This window comes from Sphingobium amiense, from assembly GCF_003967075.1.
GTDB lineage: Bacteria > Pseudomonadota > Alphaproteobacteria > Sphingomonadales > Sphingomonadaceae > Sphingobium > Sphingobium amiense.
This window is the reverse complement of the sequence record NZ_AP018664.1, coordinates 232,430-253,421: the sequence shown is the minus strand read 5'-3', so window position 1 is coordinate 253,421 and position 20,992 is coordinate 232,430. Positions and strand designations below refer to the sequence as shown.

At 61.9% G+C, this 20,992-nt stretch carries 17 protein-coding genes and 1 tRNA gene; 4 read left to right on the top strand and 14 right to left on the bottom strand.

The features are described from left to right. Nucleotides 1-19: 19 nt before the first annotated feature. The 3 genes from SAMIE_RS01220 to SAMIE_RS01210 form a co-directional block, all read right to left on the bottom strand. Complete coding sequence (locus SAMIE_RS01220) at nucleotides 20-1,888, bottom strand: ABC-F family ATP-binding cassette domain-containing protein (RefSeq protein WP_066701484.1); 1,869 nt, start codon at nucleotides 1,886-1,888, stop codon at nucleotides 20-22. A gap of 40 nt (nucleotides 1,889-1,928) precedes the next feature. Next, nucleotides 1,929-2,924, bottom strand: a complete 996-nt coding sequence (locus tag SAMIE_RS01215; RefSeq protein WP_066701486.1) for a fatty acid desaturase family protein — start codon at nucleotides 2,922-2,924, stop codon at nucleotides 1,929-1,931. Nucleotides 2,925-3,000: 76 nt separating this feature from the next. Further along, nucleotides 3,001-5,277 carry a glycoside hydrolase family 3 N-terminal domain-containing protein gene (locus tag SAMIE_RS01210; RefSeq protein ID WP_066701488.1) on the bottom strand — a complete coding sequence of 759 codons (2,277 nt, stop codon included), beginning with the start codon at nucleotides 5,275-5,277 and terminating at the stop codon, nucleotides 3,001-3,003. A gap of 154 nt (nucleotides 5,278-5,431) precedes the next feature. Between SAMIE_RS01210 and SAMIE_RS01205 the strand changes: the two genes are divergently transcribed. Both SAMIE_RS01205 and SAMIE_RS01200 read left to right on the top strand, forming a co-directional pair. Beyond that, nucleotides 5,432-6,544 (top strand): Gfo/Idh/MocA family protein, encoded by a 1,113-nt coding sequence (locus tag SAMIE_RS01205; RefSeq protein WP_232037337.1) that lies wholly within the window; start codon nucleotides 5,432-5,434, stop codon nucleotides 6,542-6,544. After that, the gene (locus tag SAMIE_RS01200; RefSeq protein WP_066701494.1) at nucleotides 6,541-7,575 is read left to right on the top strand and encodes an SMP-30/gluconolactonase/LRE family protein; all 1,035 of its coding nucleotides are present in this window, start codon (nucleotides 6,541-6,543) and stop codon (nucleotides 7,573-7,575) included. Before SAMIE_RS01205 ends, SAMIE_RS01200 begins: the two co-directional genes overlap by 4 nt. Before the next feature lie 8 nt (nucleotides 7,576-7,583). On the opposite strand, the gene SAMIE_RS01195 is transcribed toward SAMIE_RS01200, so the two are convergent. From SAMIE_RS01195 to SAMIE_RS01145, 11 genes are all read right to left on the bottom strand, one after another. Next, nucleotides 7,584-7,659 (bottom strand) — tRNA-Lys (locus tag SAMIE_RS01195). Nucleotides 7,660-8,194: 535 nt separating this feature from the next. Next, complete coding sequence (locus SAMIE_RS01190) at nucleotides 8,195-9,172, bottom strand: hypothetical protein (RefSeq protein WP_126516701.1); 978 nt, start codon at nucleotides 9,170-9,172, stop codon at nucleotides 8,195-8,197. A 175-nt stretch (nucleotides 9,173-9,347) separates the two neighbouring features. Beyond that, nucleotides 9,348-9,986, bottom strand: a complete 639-nt coding sequence (locus SAMIE_RS01185) for a hypothetical protein (RefSeq protein ID WP_126516700.1) — start codon at nucleotides 9,984-9,986, stop codon at nucleotides 9,348-9,350. 46 nt (nucleotides 9,987-10,032) lie between these two features. Beyond that, complete coding sequence (locus SAMIE_RS01180) at nucleotides 10,033-11,052, bottom strand: tetratricopeptide repeat protein (RefSeq protein WP_066701499.1); 1,020 nt, start codon at nucleotides 11,050-11,052, stop codon at nucleotides 10,033-10,035. A gap of 47 nt (nucleotides 11,053-11,099) precedes the next feature. Next, entirely contained in the window at nucleotides 11,100-11,429 is a 330-nt protein-coding gene (locus tag SAMIE_RS01175; RefSeq protein ID WP_066701502.1) for a hypothetical protein, read from the bottom strand. Between the two features lie 117 nt (nucleotides 11,430-11,546). Continuing rightward, a complete protein-coding gene (locus SAMIE_RS01170) occupies nucleotides 11,547-16,328 on the bottom strand; it encodes an nSTAND1 domain-containing NTPase (RefSeq protein ID WP_232037336.1) in 4,782 nt (1,593 codons plus the stop codon). A gap of 9 nt (nucleotides 16,329-16,337) precedes the next feature. Further along, nucleotides 16,338-17,243 carry a hypothetical protein gene (locus SAMIE_RS01165; protein WP_066701505.1) on the bottom strand — a complete coding sequence of 302 codons (906 nt, stop codon included), beginning with the start codon at nucleotides 17,241-17,243 and terminating at the stop codon, nucleotides 16,338-16,340. Next, the gene (locus SAMIE_RS01160) at nucleotides 17,240-18,502 is read right to left on the bottom strand and encodes a hypothetical protein (protein ID WP_126516699.1); all 1,263 of its coding nucleotides are present in this window, start codon (nucleotides 18,500-18,502) and stop codon (nucleotides 17,240-17,242) included. The genes SAMIE_RS01165 and SAMIE_RS01160 overlap by 4 nt, the downstream gene beginning before the upstream one ends. A 519-nt stretch (nucleotides 18,503-19,021) precedes the next feature. Further along, on the bottom strand, nucleotides 19,022-19,255 hold the full coding sequence (locus SAMIE_RS01155) for a hypothetical protein (RefSeq protein ID WP_083952549.1): 234 nt from the start codon (nucleotides 19,253-19,255) through the stop codon (nucleotides 19,022-19,024). Further along, nucleotides 19,256-19,486 carry an AlpA family transcriptional regulator gene (locus tag SAMIE_RS01150; RefSeq protein ID WP_083952550.1) on the bottom strand — a complete coding sequence of 77 codons (231 nt, stop codon included), beginning with the start codon at nucleotides 19,484-19,486 and terminating at the stop codon, nucleotides 19,256-19,258. 46 nt (nucleotides 19,487-19,532) lie between these two features. Further along, nucleotides 19,533-19,994, bottom strand: a complete 462-nt coding sequence (locus SAMIE_RS01145) for a hypothetical protein (protein WP_066701509.1) — start codon at nucleotides 19,992-19,994, stop codon at nucleotides 19,533-19,535. A 350-nt stretch (nucleotides 19,995-20,344) separates the two neighbouring features. On the opposite strand from SAMIE_RS01145, the gene SAMIE_RS01140 reads away from it, so the two are divergent. Together SAMIE_RS01140 and traL are read left to right on the top strand one after the other, a co-directional pair. Then, complete coding sequence (locus tag SAMIE_RS01140; RefSeq protein ID WP_066701511.1) at nucleotides 20,345-20,674, top strand: hypothetical protein; 330 nt, start codon at nucleotides 20,345-20,347, stop codon at nucleotides 20,672-20,674. Between the two features lie 26 nt (nucleotides 20,675-20,700). Next, nucleotides 20,701-20,988: a type IV conjugative transfer system protein TraL gene (gene traL / locus SAMIE_RS01135; RefSeq protein ID WP_020819170.1), complete on the top strand. Its 288-nt coding sequence runs from the start codon at nucleotides 20,701-20,703 to the stop codon at nucleotides 20,986-20,988. Nucleotides 20,989-20,992 lie beyond the last annotated feature (4 nt).

Genomic DNA, 20,992 nt, shown 5'->3' with positions numbered 1-20,992 from the left:
CGGATCATGAGCCAGGGCGTCAGCCTGCCTCCAGCGCCGCGCCCGCCTCCATCCAAACCTCTTCGGCCGCTTCCAGCTTTTTCTCGACCTCGGCGCGCTTCACCATGAGCTGACTGGTCGTCATCTTCGCTTCCGCACCGGTTGCGGCCTTCGGGTCCGACAGCGCGGCGTCGATGCGCTTGCGTTCGGTGGCGAGCGCGGTCATCTCCCGCTCCGCTCTGTTGACGGCGTTCTTCAGCGCCTTCTGCTTCTCGCGCCATTCGGCCGCCGCCTTCTTGTCGGCCTTGCGGTCGACCCTTGGCGCATCGCCTCCGGAACCGTTGCCATCGGCCTTGCGCAGGATGATGTCGGTATAGTCGTCCAGCGACCCGTCGAAGGGCTGTGCCGTGCCATTGTCCACCAGCACCAGCCGGTCGGCGACCAGTTCGATCATGTGCCGGTCGTGCGAAACGATCACCACTGCGCCGCTATATTCATTGAGCGCCTGCACCAGCGCCTCGCGGCTGTCGACGTCGAGGTGGTTGGTCGGTTCGTCAAGGATCAGCAGGTGCGGCGCATCGCGGGTGATGAGCGCCAGCGCCAGCCGCGCCCGCTCTCCGCCCGACATGCTGCCGACCTTCTGCGTCGCGCGTTCGCCCGAAAAGCCGAAGCGCCCCAGTTGCGCGCGCACCGCGCCCGGCGTCGCGCCCTTCATCACGCGGGTCATATGTTCGAGCGGCGTGTCGGTGACGTCCAGTTCCTCCACCTGATACTGGGTGAAATAACCGACATTCATCTTCGCCGAACTGTTCATCTGCCCTTCCATGGGCTTGAGTTGCGCGGCGATAAGGCGGGCGAGAGTCGTCTTGCCGTTGCCGTTGCGCCCCAGCAGCGCGAGCCTGTCGTCCGGGTCGATGCGCAGGTTGACGCGACGCAGGATCGGCGTTTCGTCGTAACCGACCGCCGCCATGTCCATGGTGATGAGCGGCGGGCGCAGTTCGGGCGGGCTGGGAAAGCCGAAATGCAGCGTCGGGTCTTCGATGGCGGCGGCGATGGGCTGCATCTTCGCCAGCGCCTTGGCGCGCGACTGCGCCTGCTTGGCGGTCGACGCGCGGGCGGAATTACGGGCGACATAGTCCTGCAACTTCTCGCGCTCCGCCTGCTGCTTGGCGCGGGCAGCCTCCTGCTGCGCCAGCCGCTCTGCCCGCTGCCGCTCGAAGGCGTCGTATCCGCCGGGATAGAGCGTCACCTTCCCCCCTTCGAGGTGGAGGATATAGTCGACCACATTGTTGAGCAGGTCGCGCTCATGGCTGATGACGACCACGGTGCCGCGATAGGCCTTGAGGAAATTCTCCAGCCACAGCGTCGCTTCAAGGTCGAGGTGGTTGGACGGTTCGTCGAGGAGCAGCAGGTCCGGCTCGGAAAAGAGCAAAGCCGCCAGCGCCACGCGCATCTTCCAGCCGCCCGAATAGCTGTCGAGCGGGCGGCCCTGCATCTCCTCGTCGAAGCCGAGGCCGACGAGGATGCGCGCCGCCCGCGCAGGAGCCGTATAGGCGTCGATGGCCGTCAGACGCTCGTAGATATGCCCCAGCCGATCCGGGTCTTCGGTCGTCTCGCTCTCCGCCATCAGCGCGGCGCGTTCGGTATCGGCGGCGAGCACGGTGTCGAACGGCGTCGCGTCGCCCGACGGCGCTTCCTGCGCGATATAGCCGAGCCGCGTGTCGCGTGGCATGTCGCAACTGCCCTCGTCCGGGTCGAGCTGCCCGATCATCACCTTCATCAGCGTCGATTTGCCCGCGCCGTTGCGGCCGATAAGGCCCACGCGGCTGCGCGGCGGCAGTGCGGCAGCCGCGCGGTCGAGGATGGTGCGGCCGCCCAGGCGCACGGTGATGGCGTTCAGATTGAGCATGGGGCCGCCCCCTAACAGAGCGGAACGCGCTTGTCAGCGTTCAGGAAGGCGTGAGCGGCATTGCGGCGGGCGAGCGCGCCGTCAGTTCCCCAATGACCCCGGCATAGCCCCGCGTGATGTGCGCGTTCGCGGCATAATCGGGATCGGCCATCAGGTGCCGGTGCAGCCGCCTGAGATTGGTCCACGGCACCGACGGAAACAGATGATGCTCCAGATGGTAGCTGACGTTGAACGGGGCGATCAGCAGCCGGTCGAGCAGGCTCGGGATGACCGTGCGCGTGCCCTTGATCTCGCTTTCGTCGGTGACGCCATTATGCTCGGCCATCGCGCGGATGCGGTTGAAGACATTGGCCCAGATGAACAGTGGAATGAACATGAGGCCCAGTATCTGCCACCGCCACGGCGTCAGCAGGATCGCGCCGTAAAAGACGACCGCCCACACCACATATCGCAGGCGCAGCGACAGGCGATAATCGAAGTCGAACCGGCCGGGATTGTGGAAATTGGCGAAGGGCACCCAAACCCGGCTGTCGCGCGCCATGCGGTAATAGTTGAGGCCGGTGACGCTGCGCACCAGCAGCCATGCCATCGCGGCGGGACGCTTGGGGAAAATCTGGTCGCTGTCGCGCCGCTGCACCCGATAGTCGCGGTCGCGCATCGTGTTGGTGTGGCGATGATGATGCATGTGATTGGCGCGGTAGAGGTGGATGCTGAACGCCAGCGGAAAGGCGACGAACAGGTCGCCGATCCAGTCGTTGACCTGCCGGTTGCTGAACAGCATCCCGTGGCAGGCATCGTGCATCATCACCGCAAGGCACTGGATGCGCGTGCCGATCACAAGGCCGGCCAGCAGGTAGACCGGAAAGCGGTCCACCCGGATCGCAACGACCACCGCCGCGATCATGACCGCCCATTGCAGGATCAGCAGCAAGGCGTTGCGGCGATTGTCCACCACCGACAGTTCGCGCACCAGATCGAACGTCCCGCGCCGCGAATAGCGATAGCCGGGCGGACGCTCGCCAGCGGTGTCAGCCATGCCCGATGCCTTTCGCAGTCCCCGTCAATCGCGCGCGACGCTATGGACCGCGCGCCGCAGCGTCAAGGCGGCGAGGTCAGGCTTTCGCCGGAACGTCCGCGAACAGGGTGAAGCTGCCCTTCAGTCCGCCGACGCTCGACTGCCCGACCCACAGGTCGAAATCGCCCGGCTCGGCGATCCGCCGGTTGCGCGCGCCCACGAACTCCAGATCGACACGCGAGAGGGAAAAACGCACCGTCCGGCTTTCCCCCGGACCCAGCGTCACGCGCTCCATGCGCTTGAGTTCCCGGATCGGGCGGGTGCGGCTGGCGACCCGGTCGCGGGTGTAGAGCTGCACCACTTCGCTGCCCTTGCGCTTGCCGGTGTTGGTCACGCGCACCGTAATCTCGATGGCCGCGTCCCAGCGCAGCGCGCTGTCGGACAGCTTCAACTGGTCGAGCGTGAAGTCGGTGTAGCCAAGACCATGGCCGAAGGGAAAGCGCGCGCTGTTGTCGGTCGTGGCGTAACGCGCCTTATATTCGGTCTGTCCGGCGGCGGTGACGGGGCGGCCCGTCGACTTGCGGTCGTAGAAGAAAGGCTCCTGCCCGCTTTCCCACGGGAAGCTGACAGGCAGCTTGGCGGACGGATCGACCTTGCCCAGCAGGATGTCGGCGATGGCGTGCCCCGCTTCGGACCCGAGGAACCATGTCGCGAGGATCGCCTGCGCATTGGCGACGCCGCCATGCAGCGCCAGCGCGCGGCCATGACGGAGCAGGATCGCGACCGGCTTGCCCGTCGCGGCGACGGCGTCGGCCAGAGCCTGCTGCGCGGGCGGAATTTCGATGGCGGTGCGGGACTGGGCCTCGCCCGACATGGCCTGCGATTCGCCGATGGCGAGCAGCACGATGTCCGCCGCCTTCGCCGCCGCCACCGCCTCGTCGATCCCGCCAGCGACCGGCGCGTCGATGTCGCAGCCCCGCGTGACCGTGAGCCGCCCCGGATCGGGCAGCGCCGCCCGCAGGCCGCTGGCGATGTCCACGCCTTTGTCCGGATCGCCGTAGAAGGCCCACGGCCCGTAGAGATTGGCGCGATCCTCCCCGAACGGGCCGATCAGCGCGATCTTCTGGCCTTTCGACGCGTCGATGGGCAGCAGGCCGCCCTCATTCCTGAGCAGCACGATGGAGCGCCCCGCCGCCTCCCGCGCCAGCGCCCGGTGCGCGGGCGTGAAGATGCGCGTCCTTTCCGCTTCTTCACTGATCGAGCGATAGGGATTGTCGAACAGCCCGATCGCCGCCTTCACATAAAGGATGCGGCGCACGGCCACATCCACCGTGCCTTCCGGCACCGCGCCGCTCTTCACCAGATCGGGGAGGTAGCGGATATAGAGGCCGCTCTGCATCGACATGTCGACGCCCGCCAGCACGGCGAGCCGCGCGGCGTCGCGGTCGTCCTGCGCGAAGCCGTGCGCGACCAGTTCCTCGTCCGCCGTATAGTCCGAAAAGACGAAGCCCCGGAACTTCATCTCGCCGCGCAATATGTCGGTAAGCAATTCGCTGTCGGCGGTCGCGGGCACGCCATTGATCTCGTTGAAGGCCGCCATCGTCGTGAGCGCCCCCGCCGCGAACGCAGCGCCGAAAGGCGGCAGATGCGTCTCACGCAGCGTTTCCTCGCTGATGTCGACCTGACCATATTCGAGGCCCGCCGCCACCGCGCCATAGGCGGCGAAATGCTTGGGGCAGGCGAGCAGGCTGTCGTCGCGACGCAGGTCGCGCCCCTGAAATCCGCGCACGCGCGCAGCGCCGAGGATGCCCGTCAGCGTCGCATCCTCTCCCGCCCCCTCGACCACGCGGCCCCAGCGCTGATCGCGCGCGACATCGACCATCGGCGCGAAGGTGAGGTGCAGGCCCGCCGCCGTCGCCTCGACCGCCGCGGCGCGGGCGGTGCGCTGGCACAGGTCCGGGTCGAAACTGGCCGCTTCGGCGAGCGGGACCGGGAAGATGGTCTTGAGACCGTGGATCACATCCCCCGCGAACAGCAGCGGAATGCCAAGGCGGCTCTTTTCGACCGCAATCTCCTGCGCCCGGCGCGCGCCCGCCACGCCGATGCCGTTGAACAGGCAGCCGACCCGCCCGCGCCTTATCTCGTCCGCCAGCCGCTTCTCGTCCTGAATACCGACCTGCGGATTGGGCGGATTGAAGGGCCGAAAACTGTCGGCCAGACAGGTCATCTGCCCCGCCTTTTCCTCCAGCGTCATCTTCGCGATCAGCGCGTCCACCCGCGCCACCTCGTCCGCCGCCAGCGCGCGGCGGGGGGCGGGAAGCGTCAGGAAACCGGCAAGGGCGGTGGCAAGGAAAGTGCGTCGGTCAGGGTGCATCAGGGCGTGGCTGGATCACTCGTGATGAACAGAAGCTGTGTCGTGCAACATAGGATAGCGGCTTTCCGTTCCGCCTACGACCCCAGAGCGGTGGGCGCGGGCATTTGTATGGGTTATCCTGCCCTGCATCAGCGACAGGTCAACGGGAGACAGGATGATGACGGATAGAGGCAGCATCAGCCGCAGGAGCGCGATGGCGGGCATGGGCCTCGGCCTCGCCGCCGCCGCAATGCCTGCAATGGCGGCGACGCCGGGCCGCAAGATCGGCTACGCAATTGTTGGTCTCGGCTCCTACGCCACGCGGCAGATCATGCCGAACTTCGCCAGTTGCGAACATAGCCGCATCGCCGCGCTGGTCAGCGGCACACCCGAAAAGCTCGAACGATACGGCGCGGAATATGGCGTGCCCAAGACCCACCGCTACGATTACAAGAGCTTCGACAGGATTCGCGACAATCCCGACATCGACGCGGTCTACATCATCCTGCCCAATTCGATGCACGCCGAATACACCATCCGCGCGGCGCAGGCGGGCAAGCATGTGATGTGCGAAAAGCCGATGGCCGTCTCCGTCGCCGAATGCGAAGCGATGATCGCCGCGTGCCGGAAAGCGGGCAGAAAGCTGATGATCGGCTACCGCTCCCGGTTCGAGCCGCACAACCGCCTCGCGATAGACCTCGCCCGCAGCGGCTTCGTCGGGCCGACGCGCGTCATCACGGCGGAGCATGGCTTCCCGATCCGCCCCGACCAGTGGCGGCTCGACAGGCCGCTGTCGGGCGGCGGATCGCTGATGGACATCGGCATCTACAGCCTCAACGCGACGCGATACCTGACGGGCGAGGAGCCGGTCGAGGTGATGGCGATGGAATCCACCGACCGCTCCGACCCCCGCTTCAAAACGGTGGAGGACCGCATCGACTTCCTGCTGCGCTTCCCCTCCGGCGTCACCGCGACCTGCGTGTCGAGCTACAGCTCGGCCCACAACCAGTATCGCGTGATCGGCACCGAAGGCTGGATAGATATGGAGCCGGGCACCCCCTATGAAGGCCACCGCATGCGCATCCGCAAGGACGGGCAGGTCGCCGACCGCGCGCCGCCGCCCATGGCGAAAAACCAGTTCGCCGGGCAGCTCGACCATCTGGCCGAAGCCGTGCTGACCGGCAGCCCGATCATCGTGCCGGGCGAGGAAGGGTTGGCCGACCTGCGCGTGATCGAGGCGATCTACCGTTCCGCGCGCGAAGGCCGCGCCGTGAAAATCGCGGCATGAGCGCGCCTGTGCAGGCAGACCGCCGCGCGATCCTCGCCGGCATGGGCGCGCTGGCGCTGACGGGCGTGGCGGCCCGCGGGGGAGCGCAGGACAAGCCTCCTGCCCCCCAGCCCGGCGTCACCCGCATAGACCCGCGCCTCGACGCCATCGTCGCCAGCGACGCACGGATCGAGGTGCTGGGGCGCGGCTATAAATGGGCCGAAGGCGGCGTCTGGGTGCCGCGCGGCGACTATCTCCTCTTCGCCGACCCGCCCAACAACATCGTCTATCGCTGGGACGCCAAAGGCGGCGTCGCGCCCTTCCTCAACCCCTCGGGGCTTCAGACGCCCGTGCCCGAAGGCATCAAGGAACCCGGCGCGAACGGCATGCGGCTCGACCGCGCCGGGCGGCTGGTCTTCGCCGACAGCGGCACGCGCGCCATCGTCCGCGTCGATCTGACGACGAGGAAGCGCACCGTGCTCGCCGACAGGTATCAGGGCAAGCGGTTCAACAGCCCCAACGACCTCGCCATCGCGAAAGACGGCACCATCTACTTCAGCGATCCGCCCTACGGCCTCAAGGACGCCGACGCTTCCCCGCTGGCGGAGATCGGTTTCAACGGCCTCTATCGCCTGACGCCCGATGGCAAGGTGACGCTGGTCGACCGCAGCCGCTTCCGCCCCAACGGCGTCGCTCTCTCTCCCGATGGCCGCACGCTCTACCTCGCCCTGTCGGACCCCAAACTGCCGCAGCTTCTCGCCTATGACATCGACGCGCGCGGAATGCCCGGCAACCCGCGCGTCCTGCACGATATGGCCCGATGGCAGGCGCAGGGTCTCCCCGGCCTGCCCGACGGCGTCAAGACCGCCCCCGACGGCACGATCTTCGCCACCGGCCCCGGCGGCGTCCATGTGCTCGGCGCGGACGGCACGATGCTGGGCCTGATCGCGACAGGCAAGGCGGTCGCCAACTGCTGCATCGGCCAGAGCGGCCGCACGCTGTTCATGGCGTCCCACGACATGCTGTGCCGCGTGGCGCTCAGGGCGGGGTGAGGAAAAGGTGGTGGACGCACTAGGGCTCGAACCTAGGACCCGCTGATTAAGAGTCAGCTGCTCTACCAACTGAGCTATGCGTCCATCCGGTGCCATCGGGCGCGCATCTTGGTGCGATGCGCAGGATGGTGGACAGGGCTTGTACCGAACCACAACCTTAAGTGTTGTAATTATTGAGTAAAAAATTGAACTTCAGATGCTCTCTCCCACACTTTCTCCCACACAACTTGTTTTCTTCGACGTACGGTTGTACACTTTGAGCGTTTTGCCCCATAGAAGCAGGTGCATAATCCGCGCCTAAACCGACCCATACACGAAACAACAACGACTCGTTCAGAGCCTTTACGAAGGGGGTACGCTTTTGCCATACCTCAGACACGACCACGAGTTCGAAGCGAAGCGGTCAGGACCGATTTACATCGAAGTCGGCGGACGGAAGCGCCTAAGTCTAGACAAATAACGCGTCGTCGCTGGTAGGCGTCAGGATTTTCTGTTTATGTGGCAACAGGCTTTTCCGATAACGCCCCCAGTTCAGTAAGATAGGACACCTGCCGAATCATCTCGCGCATGGTCAGACTTTGGAACGCCGAGTAATTGGTTCGGGGTCGTGAAACACTACTCAACGGCAAGATCTGGCAGGCTGCCATTGGTCACCCACAAGGACCAAGTCATTCGGATTGCAAGGCGTATCGCCACCACCAGAACTCCCAGCGCCAGCCGCGCCTGCTGCCATCACTCCGACAAGTGCCTGAGCGCTAAGGGATGCCCCTGGAGCCCGACAATTTCCGGCCTGGTCGTGAAACTCGATACACTGCAAACTAGAATTTATGACCTTTATTTTAACCCATCCCGACGACACCCCCCCAGCGAAACCTACATATTTATAGTTTCCTTGTGCAACATAGTTTTTACTGGAGGAGCTGCCTGAGAGATACCGCGATCCTGACATGCTTCCTGAAACATACCTATTAAATCCCCAAGTTCTGGAGTCAGCTTGGACCAATCTGTCGAGCATCTGGTCCAATGCACTTCCATTGGTGGACCCATTATTGGATACCGTAGCAGGCTTTTGAGGTGTATTTGAAGTAGAAACCGAGCTTATCCCAGATCCTGTTTTAAGATGTTCAGTAGCATTACGTGCGATAGCTCTAATGGTCGTACAGTCCCGATCATCAATATCGCCGCTAAGCTGACCGTTCACTATGGTTATGGTCGCCCCGACCATTCTAAATCCCGCTGGCCGTTGCCTCCAACGGACAGGATCTATTTGATATCGGCTACCACCAAGTGGAATTAAGGCAAATTCATAACTGCCATGAGGAACTCGACCACCGCCAAAGCTGAAAGTACCGCCTAGGCCATATCCTATGTTGCTCAAATCGATGCTGACATCCGTCAGCCCCTGCTCACATGTGTAGGTACCGGTGTAAACCGTCTGATCGGCTGCTCTTAGTCGCGGCGCGGCCTCGCCGAGATCTTTGACTGGCTCGCCCTCGACATAATCTGGCGGAGGCGTAAATGTTGCCCCGTTTTGCGCAAAGGCAGCGCCGTTGATTTGAATACAAACGGTCGCAGCATACAATAAAGATTTCCGCATATGACGCCTCCTTTCTCAATGTGAGAAAACAAATTCCTTTTGCTCTACAACATGTTGCATCATCAAGAGCACGAACACGCCGCCCCCTTGATTAGCCGCGCGAACGGCTTTGCCAGCTTCATCTGACGGCTATTCAAGTGCCTGACATGCAGGAAATGTGGCCTGGTCTGCAGATCTATCGCTGGCAGACTGTTTTTGTATCAACATCGCCATTTTTATCTGCATAAGTGACAACTTCTCTGCATCCACGATCGCGATAAGCCCGTTCTGCCTCTTCCTTGCGCCTGTAAGCGTCCGTAATCGCGCCAACTGCGCCTCTCATGGTTCTGCTATCGAGACGGACGTTTGATTCCCATTTGTGCATTGTGATCGCGCCGCATTGTGGATCGGAGATTTTACCTTGCATGCCAAAGAAGCCTGCTGACCCGTCACGGCGGAGAACGGCACCGACAGGCCTGAAGCCGGGCGGCATGCTGTTCAACCTCCCCTTGTCGGGGTCCGGTGTCATTACGACGCGACCATCTGGGTATTCCTGGATGCGCACATGATATCGTCCCCAATCGAATGTGTTACGGAACATCCGATATTTGAACCGGAATTCGCCCAGGCGGACAAACTTTCCAACGGTGGCGCCTTCAGAGCGACCATATTGTCCGTCACCCTGGATGTAGAGTTCCAGTTCGGTCAGACCCTGTGCGCACTCATAAGTGCCGACATATTTTCCCTGGTCGAGGCCGACTAATTTCCCTGTCTGGCCGAATGCCGATTCGCTGAAAATGAGCGCGGGAAGGAAAAAAATAGCTGCAGCACGCATGATTCTTTCCTCAATCCAATGAAAAATGGGGAAATTATGTACGAAATTAAATCTTCTTTTCGAGTATTTCAATAGTCTCTTGGGCAATGGCGGCCAAGTCTGATCGATCGCCTTGCGCAACATCATTCAGAAGTTCCTTGGCCTCCCTTAGTGAATCATTGTCCAATCGGTTCATGAGCAGGACACCAAGGTTGAGCTTGGCTTCGGGCAGGTTCTGGGCGGCGGCGATCCGATAGGCAGCGATGGCTTGTTCACGATCGGGGAGGCCACCCATCCCCCACTCATAGTCCAGGCCCAAGTTGAACGCGGCGCGTGCATGGCCCTTTTCGGCGGCTCTCCTATACCATGTCCGGGCTTTGACGGGGTCTTTCATAAAACCCTGTTCGCCTTGGGCATGCAATACCCCGACAAGCGCCATGGCATCGACTTGCCCCTCATCGGCCGCCTCACGAAGCAGCGACTGCCACGCATCGTCAGATGTTCGATTGGGCGATTTCGCCCAGATCGCCTGCGACAAGAGCCATTTGGCGTCAGCGTCCCGCGGTGACGTTGCAGCCTGCAAAAGACCTTGCGCCTCCGCATACCGCCCCTGGGCGATCAAAAGGCGAGCAAGAGGAATGGTGCTTTCGGCATAGCCCCGCGCGCCTGCCGCGCGGAGCCAGCGCTCTGCCTCTTGTTGCGACTTCGCGTCACCTGTGCTCAGGCGGATTCCAAGATTGTACATGTCTTCGGCGTTGCCGGCCGTCGCGCTCCAGCGGAGCATATCGTCGACCTCTGCCGCAGGGGAGGAGCCTGTCCTGGCAGCCTGTGCGGCCTCCGCGGAAATCCAGAGATGGCTCCCGCTTACGCCCAATAGCGCAACGCACATCAGCCATCCAGTCGTTCTCAGCCGGCGTGACCGCAGTCTGTCAAAGGCAGGTAGCGCAATGATGAGTGCTGCGAGGCCGAAGCTGGCGGCACCAGCCCATAGCATGAGACCGAGCGGCAGGCGGGTATCGACCTCAAGTGCCGCGACGGCGATGGCCGCGAAAGCTATGGCAAAAAGCAATCGAAGGACTTTACGCATGGGTTGGCTCCTTTTCCCAAGGAGTGGTAGGCAAAATTGCGGCGCGCTCAGGAAAGGCGAAGTTCGAGCACGAACAGTCGGGCGTTGACGCGAAGGCAGTCGGTATAGACGTCCGTAAGTACGCAGCCGACGCTGGCGCATCCGGTCAATGCGCCAAGGGCATGAGAGACGCTGCCGGTTCGTGCGTAATCGTCTTCGGCGACTGCGCGGCAACCAGCATATACTGCTGTCGAACCAGGATAACCGTCTGCCAATCGAGCGATCTCGGCGCGCACCTGGGCACGCGTGCTTTGCGCCGACGCCGGCTGGGAAAGCCCCATCACCATTACAGCGCCAGCGAAGATGGCGAACTTTTGCTTGGTCGAAGTGTTGAACATGATCCGGTCTCCATTGCCGGCGCCCCCTAGTGCGGGGACACCCTGTGGAACTCGGTCTAAGCGATCAGCTTCAGAGCTATTAGACGGATACCTGGCAAACTGGACCGGACCTGTTCATCAATGCTGTCGTGTCTGAGGCACGGTCGAACGGTCAACGCAGGAGCCTGTAGCAGGACCGCTGGTCCGTTGCTCGTCAGACGGGTCCAGACCCGCCAGTTCGCGCTGCTGCAAGGTCAGGCAGCGTGTAATCACGGCATCGACAAGGGGTAGTAATTCACGCGTGTCCGGGACGTCCCAGACACGTGCCGTCCCGTCCGAAGAAGCGGTTACGACCCGCCGCCCATCGGGGCTGAACGAGGCGGAAACTACAGCGCCCCTGTGGCCTGCGAGAATGGCGGCGGTCGCAAGGTCATGATCGACTTTCCAGATGCGGGCAGTTCCGTCGGCAGATGCCGTGACGAGCCTCTTGCCATCAGGACTGAATTCAGCCGAGTGAATCCTTGTGCTGTGGCCACTCAGCAATACTGACCTGAGCGGCCAAAGGGTAAGGTCCCACATTCGCGCAGTGCCATCGATATAGAGGGTGACAACATGCAGACCATCGGGGCTGAAAATGACATCCTCGACAATGTCATGACCTGCAAGCGGAACATAGTCGACGCTGCCACCATCGATCCGCCAGATCCGCGCCGTTCCATCCTCGGAGGCAGTTGCCACAAACCGTCCATCGGGACTGAACCTCGCCTCGTTGACGCTAAGTGCGTGTCCAGTGAGAAGGATTGATGATGGATGGTCATTATCGAGGGACCAGACCCGGGCGACGTTTTCCCCGAAAGCAGTAACAAGTCTTCTGCCATCCTGGCTAAGTCTGGCGCTGCGCAGATACCGCTCAGGGCCTTTGACCGATGCAAACTGCAACCTATCGCGCGCGGCAGTCCAGATGCGGACGTCTCCATCGCTGGATGCGGTCAAAATCTGACGGTCACTCGGACCGAATTCTGCATTTATCAGTGGGCCGAAATGGCCAGACAACGTCACGGCAGCGGGCGTATCGCTGGCCATGTCCCAAATGCGGGCAGTACCGTCATATGACGCCGTAATGACGCGGCGGCTGTCTGGACTGAACTGAGCCTTAGCTACTGTTTGGGTATGACCGACAAGTGGCATCGATATACGTCCACCGCCGATGAGCGGCCAAACCCGCGCTGTTTTGTCGTCGGAAGTCGTAACAACGCTGCGTCCATCCGGACTGAAAGCAGCGCTGGTCAATCCCTGCATATGCCCGGCGAGGACAATGACATTCGAATTGTCGGGTGTCGAATCCCAGCGACGGACCGTCCCGTCGAAGGCGACAGTCGTGACGTAGCGGCCATCCTGGGAAAACTCTGCCGCCTCGACCGAAGCTTGATGCCCAGCGAGCACGATGGACGACGGTGTCTCTTTGCCCAGTGTCCAAATCCGCGCTGTGCCGTCACCGGACCCTGTTAAGACCCTTTCGCCGTCGGGGCTGAAAGTGACGTGAGTGACAAAACGTGAATGCCCTTCAAGTACGGCGACGGCAGACATGTTGCCTCTCGCATTCCAGATACGCGCGGTTCCATCGCTAGAACCCGTCGCAATCCGCGACCCGTCCGGGCTGAACGCAATGCTGGAAACCCTGTGAGTATGTCCGGTTAAAACGATTGAATTGAGAGGATCGGTATCGAGGTTCCAGATGCGGAGCGTGTTGTCGTCTGAAGCCGTGACAAGCTGACGACCGTCCGGGCTGAAGGCGAATGCATCTAAAGCCGAATAATGCCCCGGGAGCGGAACCGGGACTGGGGGGTCAGCATCCAGCTTCCAGAGGTGAGCTATATTTGGATGCGACAGTGAGATCGCAAATCTCCCGTCAGAGCTGAGTGCGGCCCGTTGAATAGCGACCGGCCCTGCCTCGGACCCTATCGTTAACTTCAACTTGCCATTGACGGTAGATATAAGAGCTGTCCAGTCGATCGCTGTTGTGATTACATGTTGGCCATCGCGGCTGAAGCTAGCAATTGCAGCTTTGTCACCTGTTCCCTGCAGTGGGATTGCTAATGGCTGGTCCGTCTTCAATTCCCAGATTACAGTACCATTCTTAACGTTAGCAGTAACCAACTTTTGGCTGTCATTACTGAATTGTGCGTAATGACTTCCCATGCCGAGCTGCGGCAACGCGATCGAGCTTGGTGTCGCGGCATCGAAAGTCCAGATCAGGGTCGTCCCGTCTTCATGAGCGACGACGGCTCGACGTCCATCTGGGCTGAGTGCCTTGATCTGGCTGACACGATTGTCGTCGCCCAGCCGAAGGGCCATTCTTTCCCGGTTGCCAAGATAGGCCTGCAAGAGAGCGGTCTCGGCTGCACCGGTCCAGCTGGCTTCGTCGACCGGATCGAGTTGGGAACGGGCCAGTAGAAGACCACTCATGGCGTCCCCTTGTTCAACCGCCTGGCCGGCCAACTGGGCGACTGCCCGGGACCGTTGCCTGCGTGCCTCTGCCGTTTGCGCCTCGGCGCGCTGTTGTTGCCGGGTCGCGAGGCGCGTCGCGGTCAGCGCCAAGTCTCGCTGCCGTAGGGCTTCGGCGCGTTGCTTGGCCTCGGAAACAGCTGCAGCCTGAGCCAGCATTCTTGCCTGATTGGCAATCTTGGTTTGGTCGCGCGCGGAATTCCTGGCGGAGATTGCTGCAAGGGCTTCTTCCTTCGCCTCGGTTGCCTTTGCCTCCGCAAACCGCTGACTGACTGCTGCCCGGTCACGTTCGACCAGCGCCCAAACCGTCGACCCGGCAAGAACCACCGCAATTGTGGCGGCGGAGAAGTATCTCACATTGCGCTGTCGTCTGACCCGTGAGGCAGAGGCATCGAGGAATGCCGTCAGTGCGGCATTCCTCGCCACGACTGGCACTAGGGCCCTTATCGCGTTCGCATTGACGATATCGCGAGGGCTGGTGAGCAGGCGATCACGCGGGTGATCTTCGTCGTCCCAGACTTTTGCCTTTTGCCGGAATTCCTCGATCAGCAGGCGGTTTTGGCGGGAGTCGTTGAGTAATTTCGCCGCTTGTTCCCAGTGGCTGAACAGAGCCTCGTGGGCAACTCGGACCACGGCGGGGGCATCGGGTGTGGTTCCTTGTTCGGAGACCAGCACGCAGATCGCGGTGAGGGCGTCGATTAGGCGACGGCCGGGGGTGCCCAGTGGCCATTGGTCGATCGGCGCTGGCCGAGCGGTTTCGCGGGTGCCATCAGCTGAGGGGACAGCCAGAGCATCGAGAAGACCGGGTAGTTCGGCTTGCGCCTTTGAATCGAGCGCTGAGTAGGCATCTGCCGCTACAGTGCCGATTGCACCCGCCAAGCCGCCCAGCTTTTCATAGGCGGCAAAGCCTAGCGTGCGGGGGAAGGTGGCGTCTGCCAAATCGCCGGCTTCCGGCAACTCTCGCGCGTCGTAGAGCTTCTGCAAGGCAAAGCCGAGTAGTGGCAGGGCATCGTCGGTGGCCATCGCATCGGCTAGCAGGGTTTGTGCGAGCGACACCCCGTTGGCGCGCTGTTCGAATTGCAGGCCTGCAAGTTCGGCGGGTCGGGTGATGACTTGCGAGAAGGCGTCGCGGCTCATACGCGGCAGGTTGTACTGGCCATCACCTTCGAACAGCGGGGTGAGGACGACCTGGCCTTCTTCATCGGCCAGCTCCAGATAGCTGGCGTAGAATTCGCTGCGTAACGTTCCGATCACCCAGATGCCGCGCGCCTGCAGCGCTTGCAGCAGGTGGGCCAAGCCGATGCGGGCCTGCGGCGTGAAGTTCAGCGTGAACAGTTCTTCGAACTGATCGATGACGAGAACGCTGCATTGGCCTGCTTCTGTGGCCAGGCATGCCGGAAGGTCTTGAAGCGAGGGTGCGCCTTCGGGAGCAACCGCCAGCGCCATGCCCCGCTGCTTTTCATCGCGGACCTGCCATTGCGAGAGGATGCTTTGCGCCAGCCGCTGTTCATCAGCCGGTTCGTCACCCAGCCCCGAGGCGGCATCGCGCGGACGCCAGACGGCATATTGCAGGCCGGGCTTGCGCTTGATCAGCGCTGGAAGCACGCCGGCAAGGCAGAAGCTGCTTTTCCCCGCCCCCGATGCGCCGATGATCAGCGCGCCTGACCGACCGGCGGCAGCGCGGGCCTCAAGCAGCGATGTCAGCGCTTCGACTTCGCGCTGCCGCCCAAAGAACACGCGGCTGAAGCGGGTATCGAAGGCTTCCAAGGCGCGGAACGGAGAGAGGCTGCTGGGCCATGAGCCAAGGATCGGAACGCCCAAGACATCGAGCGCTTCATCGATCCGGTCAACCGGGCATAGGATCAGGCCGTTGCTGCGGCATTCGGCGCGCAGGTCATCGCCGATCTGCGCTTCGTCGGCGCGCGGGTAGAACAGGCGTGTGCCGACTTTGGGACCAGAGGCCAGGGCGGCGCGGACCTTGACCGCCACCGCCTCGACCGAACCGACATTGCCATCAGAATCGAGCAATCCGGTGGCCATGAAATCGCTGTCGGGCACGCCTTTGGGCAGGTTAGGTGCGCCCAGATGCAGGTAAGCGACCAGTCCGAAAAGCAATTCGGCGCTGCGACCGGTGACTAGCAGGCTTGGCGGGTCAATCTCGATCCACAGCCGCTGCACGGGATGGTTGTGGTTGCTTTCCCGGAACAGCAATTGCAGCGCGACAGTGCTCGCGCGCTTGGCCGACAAGCCCAATTCGCCGTTGTGCACATTGTTGACCGGTGCCCGATCCACCTTGACCAACTCCCGTTCAAGGACCGGGGGATCAAACGCCACGCGCAGGCCAAGAACCTTGCACACCTCGCCACCCGCAGGCCCGGCCAGCAAGAGTGATGCGCAATAAGGCTGATGGGTCACGGAGGACATTTACTTCCCTTCATCCCATGAGATTGCAAGGCCCTGAATCGCAATTGGCGATGGCAGGATGATTTCAGCCTGGCCGTCTTCGTCTACCTCGCCCAGGCTGATCACATCGCCAAGCACGCGCAAGCGGATGGTGCAGCCGCGGAAGGCCGGAATGGCAGCTTCGTTGACTCTGAACACGGCAAGCGTGGCAGGGCCGCCATCAATGGGCGCCAAGGTGAGCGTCCACTGCGCGGGTGTGTTGCGTGGGTCTTCAAGGCTGACAGCTTGCACATCATCCCCGCTGGTTGCGGCGGCAAGGCGCACGAGTTCCACCCAGTTATCGTTGGCGGCTGTAGTTTGTGGAGTCGTCTGCGCTGCTGCCGCTAGCAAGGTGTGCCAGGGGATAGGGGCATCGGCAAAGGCGGGCAGGCTGAGGGCAAAGGCATCGGCATCATTAGCCCTGCATGCGTTTTCCCATGCATTCAGAGCATCAACATAGCCGGCAAGATCCGCGGGTCGGTTTGCCAAATCCACGCTGCCTGCATCGCCTGAGATGGCCTGCAAGGCCGCCAGCACAGCCTGGTCCGGCGCATTCATGCCCAGAATGGCAGCAAGGGGTGTTTCGCCCCATTCCACCAGCCGCACGTTCATGTGTGGGGCGACGTGCTGCAAGTGTTGCAGCAAGGCAATGTCGGCCATGTCGACAACGACCAGCAGGTTCCATGCGCTGCCCTCTTGAGCCAACCCTTCGAGCCGGGTTGCGAGCTGCTCGCGCGGGACCGGTTCGATCATCTGACTGGTCAGCCGCCAATCCAGCAGCGAGGGTGTGCCAGTTTCGGTGCGCCAGAAGCCGGAAATCGATTGGAACGCAGGGTCCGAACATATCAGCCACTTGTCTAGGCGGGCGGTGGAAGGCGTGGTGGTCATAGCGAACCTCTGGCTTCGGGGGCTGCGATTGCGCGACCGGCACCCCATGGAGTGGCAGTGATTTCCTGTCCGAGGTCGGCCGATAAACGTGCCCGAGCAGGTTCGGCCAGCAGTCCGACGCGCATCCTTTCGGCAAAGGCGCGCGTCATTGGCATGCCCGTTATTGAGGGCCTGTCCGGCACTTCGGGCATGGCAGAGCGCAGCGCCCCACGCTTTGCCGGCTCGCCTGCCATTTTCGGGCCATAGCGAACGAGGCTGTGCAGGTAATCGTACGCGCCGGGACGGAACGCCGGACTTTTGGTTGTGCCCGAAAGAAAGATGTCCATGGCGAGATCGGCCACCGCCATGCCGAGGTCATAGGCGAGCATCAGTCTGTCGCGGGCAAGCGGTGCATGGGCCAACTGCGCTTCGATCAGCGTGCGCGGCGGGCACCGCGTCAGGTGGTGGGCGATTTGAAAGCAATCAGGCAGGGCTTTCGCCAAAGGTGCGATAGGGCGGGCATGCGCCGGGTCCTTTGCCAGCAGCACTGTTGCCGACAGGGCTTGGGCCATGCGCTGTGCCGTGGCGCGCAGGTCATCGGGCAATCCAGTGCCCTGCTGCAGAATTTGCTGCACTTGCTGGTAAAACGGCGTTCTGGTGGCATACCGCTCGTCTGGCGGATGCTGCGCTACGCCCAACTGGCTGTGCAGGACATGCAGGAAATGCAGCATTTCAGCCGTTTCGGCCTGCGGCCCGACCAGTTCGTCGCCAGCCCTGCGCCATCGCGCATCAGGCTGATCAACGGCAAAGCCGGGCGGCGCGGGCAATAGCGTAGAAAGGCTGCTTTGCAGTTGCTTTCCTCGTGTTATCTGATGCAGCCGTTCCTCGGCACGGTCATGGAAATAGCAGGCAGTGGTGATAAGGTCCTCGCAGTCAGGCTGCTTTGACAACCAGCTTTTGGTGATCTGCAGCAAGGCTGCCAGCAGATAGACCCATCGTTGTTTTGCAAGGCGGCGGCCAAGCTCCGGGCAATAAAGATCGAACCAGATCAGCGCATGCGGCCACCATTCTTTCGGGTTCCAACGTTGTTCGCCTTCTCCATCGCCCAACAGGGCTAGGACCACGTAACACCGCGCCTCAAGCTCTGGTGCGCTGGCCAATTGCGGATATCGCCTGCGGACATCCGGAAACCACGCCCCATGTCCGCCGGGAAGCGGGACCGAGCGCGAATTTCGAACGGCGGTTGCGGTTTCGGTTACGAACTCGGCAGACAATTTCATGATCTGGCCCGATCAGTTGAATGGGTTTCTTGCGTTTTGCACTCTGATCTTGCGAGAACCACGAGTTCAGGCAAGTTCGAGACAACGAACCTAGCTTGACCATTGTCTGTTTGGGATGGGGAAAGTTGGCAAACTAAGGTCTGAGGGGCAAACCCCGACCCTGTCTAACCGTGTTGGACCATTCGATGCCACGCTAGCCGTCACCATTCAGCTGTGTGACCTGCGCTCGACGAACGACTGACATGATGCCCCGCCGTCCTTCCGCGCTGGGGTGGCTTCGGATTCGAGCTGAGCGGTAAGCAAAGACCCAAATTGGGAGGATTGATACTGCGCTTTGACACAGCCTGATCGGCAGAGTGCTTCGGAGGCGGCTGTTCATCTTAGAGAAGTTGACCAGCTCGCTTTGGTCGTAATCCGGGTCGTGTACCACGGAGCTCTCTAATCGCCGTTGTTAAGCAGACAGCTGGAAGATCGGCAGCAAGACACATGGCTACATTCGAGGTCGAGGGTGATCCCACCTCAGCATGGCGTTGGATAGGTTGAGCCGGCCAATGTGGTGTTAGCGCTCACCAGTCTGCTGGCGCTCGCATGACCGGGATCGGGCTCGGCTCTGCTATCGTCCTGGCGGATGATCTCCGTGATCGTGAGTGCTTGATCCGACAGCTTTGCCGGCGACGCATCGAGCTCGCCTGCAACGATCTCCACGGCTCGTTTGGCAAACCCGCGCTCCCCACCTGAAATAGGCTGGAACATTCAGCTTGATACGATCTCGCGCATCCAGTCGTCGATTTCCGCTTCGACCCACACGACACATTTGGGCCCTAGCGATCGCGACCGTGGGAACCGCCCCTCGCTCATACGCTGATATATTGCGGAGCGGCGTAGCCCGACCCGCGCGATGACTTCCGGTAGGCGGAGAAAACGGACGGGCAAAGCTGCGGCGAGCTGAGGGGTATTCGATATGTCCTGATTAGAAAGCGGCATTGCTGATCTCATTCACTTGGGTTCGGTCCCCTCCGAACTTTGGGATTTACCGCGACAGCGACATCGCGATGTCGCGCCCCACAAAATCATCGATGTGCTTGGCAAGCATTCGCGCCACCAGCTGTGAGGTGCCGTTGGCCCAGCGGGGCCGCACATCCTCAATCCGTCGCCCGAGGGTCCGCTGCAGATGGACTGGAAGGCTCGTGAGAAACTCTTCGAGAAATTCGCCCATCTCGCCATGCATCCACTCGCAGGCGAGATCTTCCTGCCCGGCGAGTGCGAGGATCATGGATGCGCGGGGATGGGCTCCACAGGCGGAGAGCACACGTGCTGCTTCGTCGAGCCCGATAGGCCGCTCGCCGCGCGCAAGGCGAAGCAGGGTCTCGCGATGCATGCCGCATTCATTGGCAATCCGGTGGCGAGGTTTGTCAGCGGCTTCGATCGCATGGGCAAGGACGCGGGCCAGGCTTTCATTGGCCGGTCTGGCGGCAGCGGTTGGATGGTACATGCTTGTCTCCTAGGTTCTGGACTGGTGCGACTCGCAGACATAACGCGAAGCATCCCATGTAGGAAAATGAAAAGAACATACGCGGAACATCTCGTTTAGAGGCGAATCAGTTCCTCTATCCGATTCGTCGCCAAATCCCGGCTGCCGTGACGGCATTTACCGACACCAAAAGACTGATTTTACGTCGTTATCGTCGATTTCAAGCGCTGGACTGGATAAGATGCGTCCGCATCCTTCCACGTCCACGCGGCATTGCCGCTGAACACTTTCCTACAACCAATTCCTAGATGCATGTGGAACGCACAGCGAACGCAAGAACGCTGTGACCACCCCTCCAACCGGAGCTTCACATGCAGTCTCTCACCCTCCCCCGGCGCGCCAGCGTCAAGGGTCTCGGCAAGACCCTCAACTTTGCCATCCCGGTCGCAATCGCGGCGCTTACGGCGAGCGCCGCCTATGCCGGCGCTGACACGACCTTCACCCCTGCCCTCACGAAGTTCACGGACTTTCTGGAAGGCTCGGGCGGCAAGATCATCACGGTTCTCAGCCTCGCTGGCGGCCTGATCGGTCTGGCATCCGGGCGTTTTTCGCTCGGCCAGGTCGCCGTTCCGGTGGGTGTCGGCATCGGTGTCGGCACGGGTGTTCCGATCGTCACCTCGGTCGTGACCGCGGTCATCTGAGCGCGGCAAGGGAAGGCGGCGTCGCCATGGCAGACCCATACATCATTCCTCGGCGGCTCGATGACCCGGAGCTTATCGGCTTCTGGACCATCGACGAGTTCGCGGGAATGTTGGCCCCCTTCACCTGGGGGATCCTCACCCAGCATATCTTTATCGGCATCATAGTCGCCTTCGGCGCCTGGTTCGCTTTGCGAAAGGCAAAAGCAGGACGCGCCAGCTCCTGGGTAGCCCACGCCGCATACTGGTATCTGCCTGCAGGATTTCTGGGCCTCAAGGCAACGCCGCCTTCCCACTGCCGACTACTCGCCGGTTGAGGGG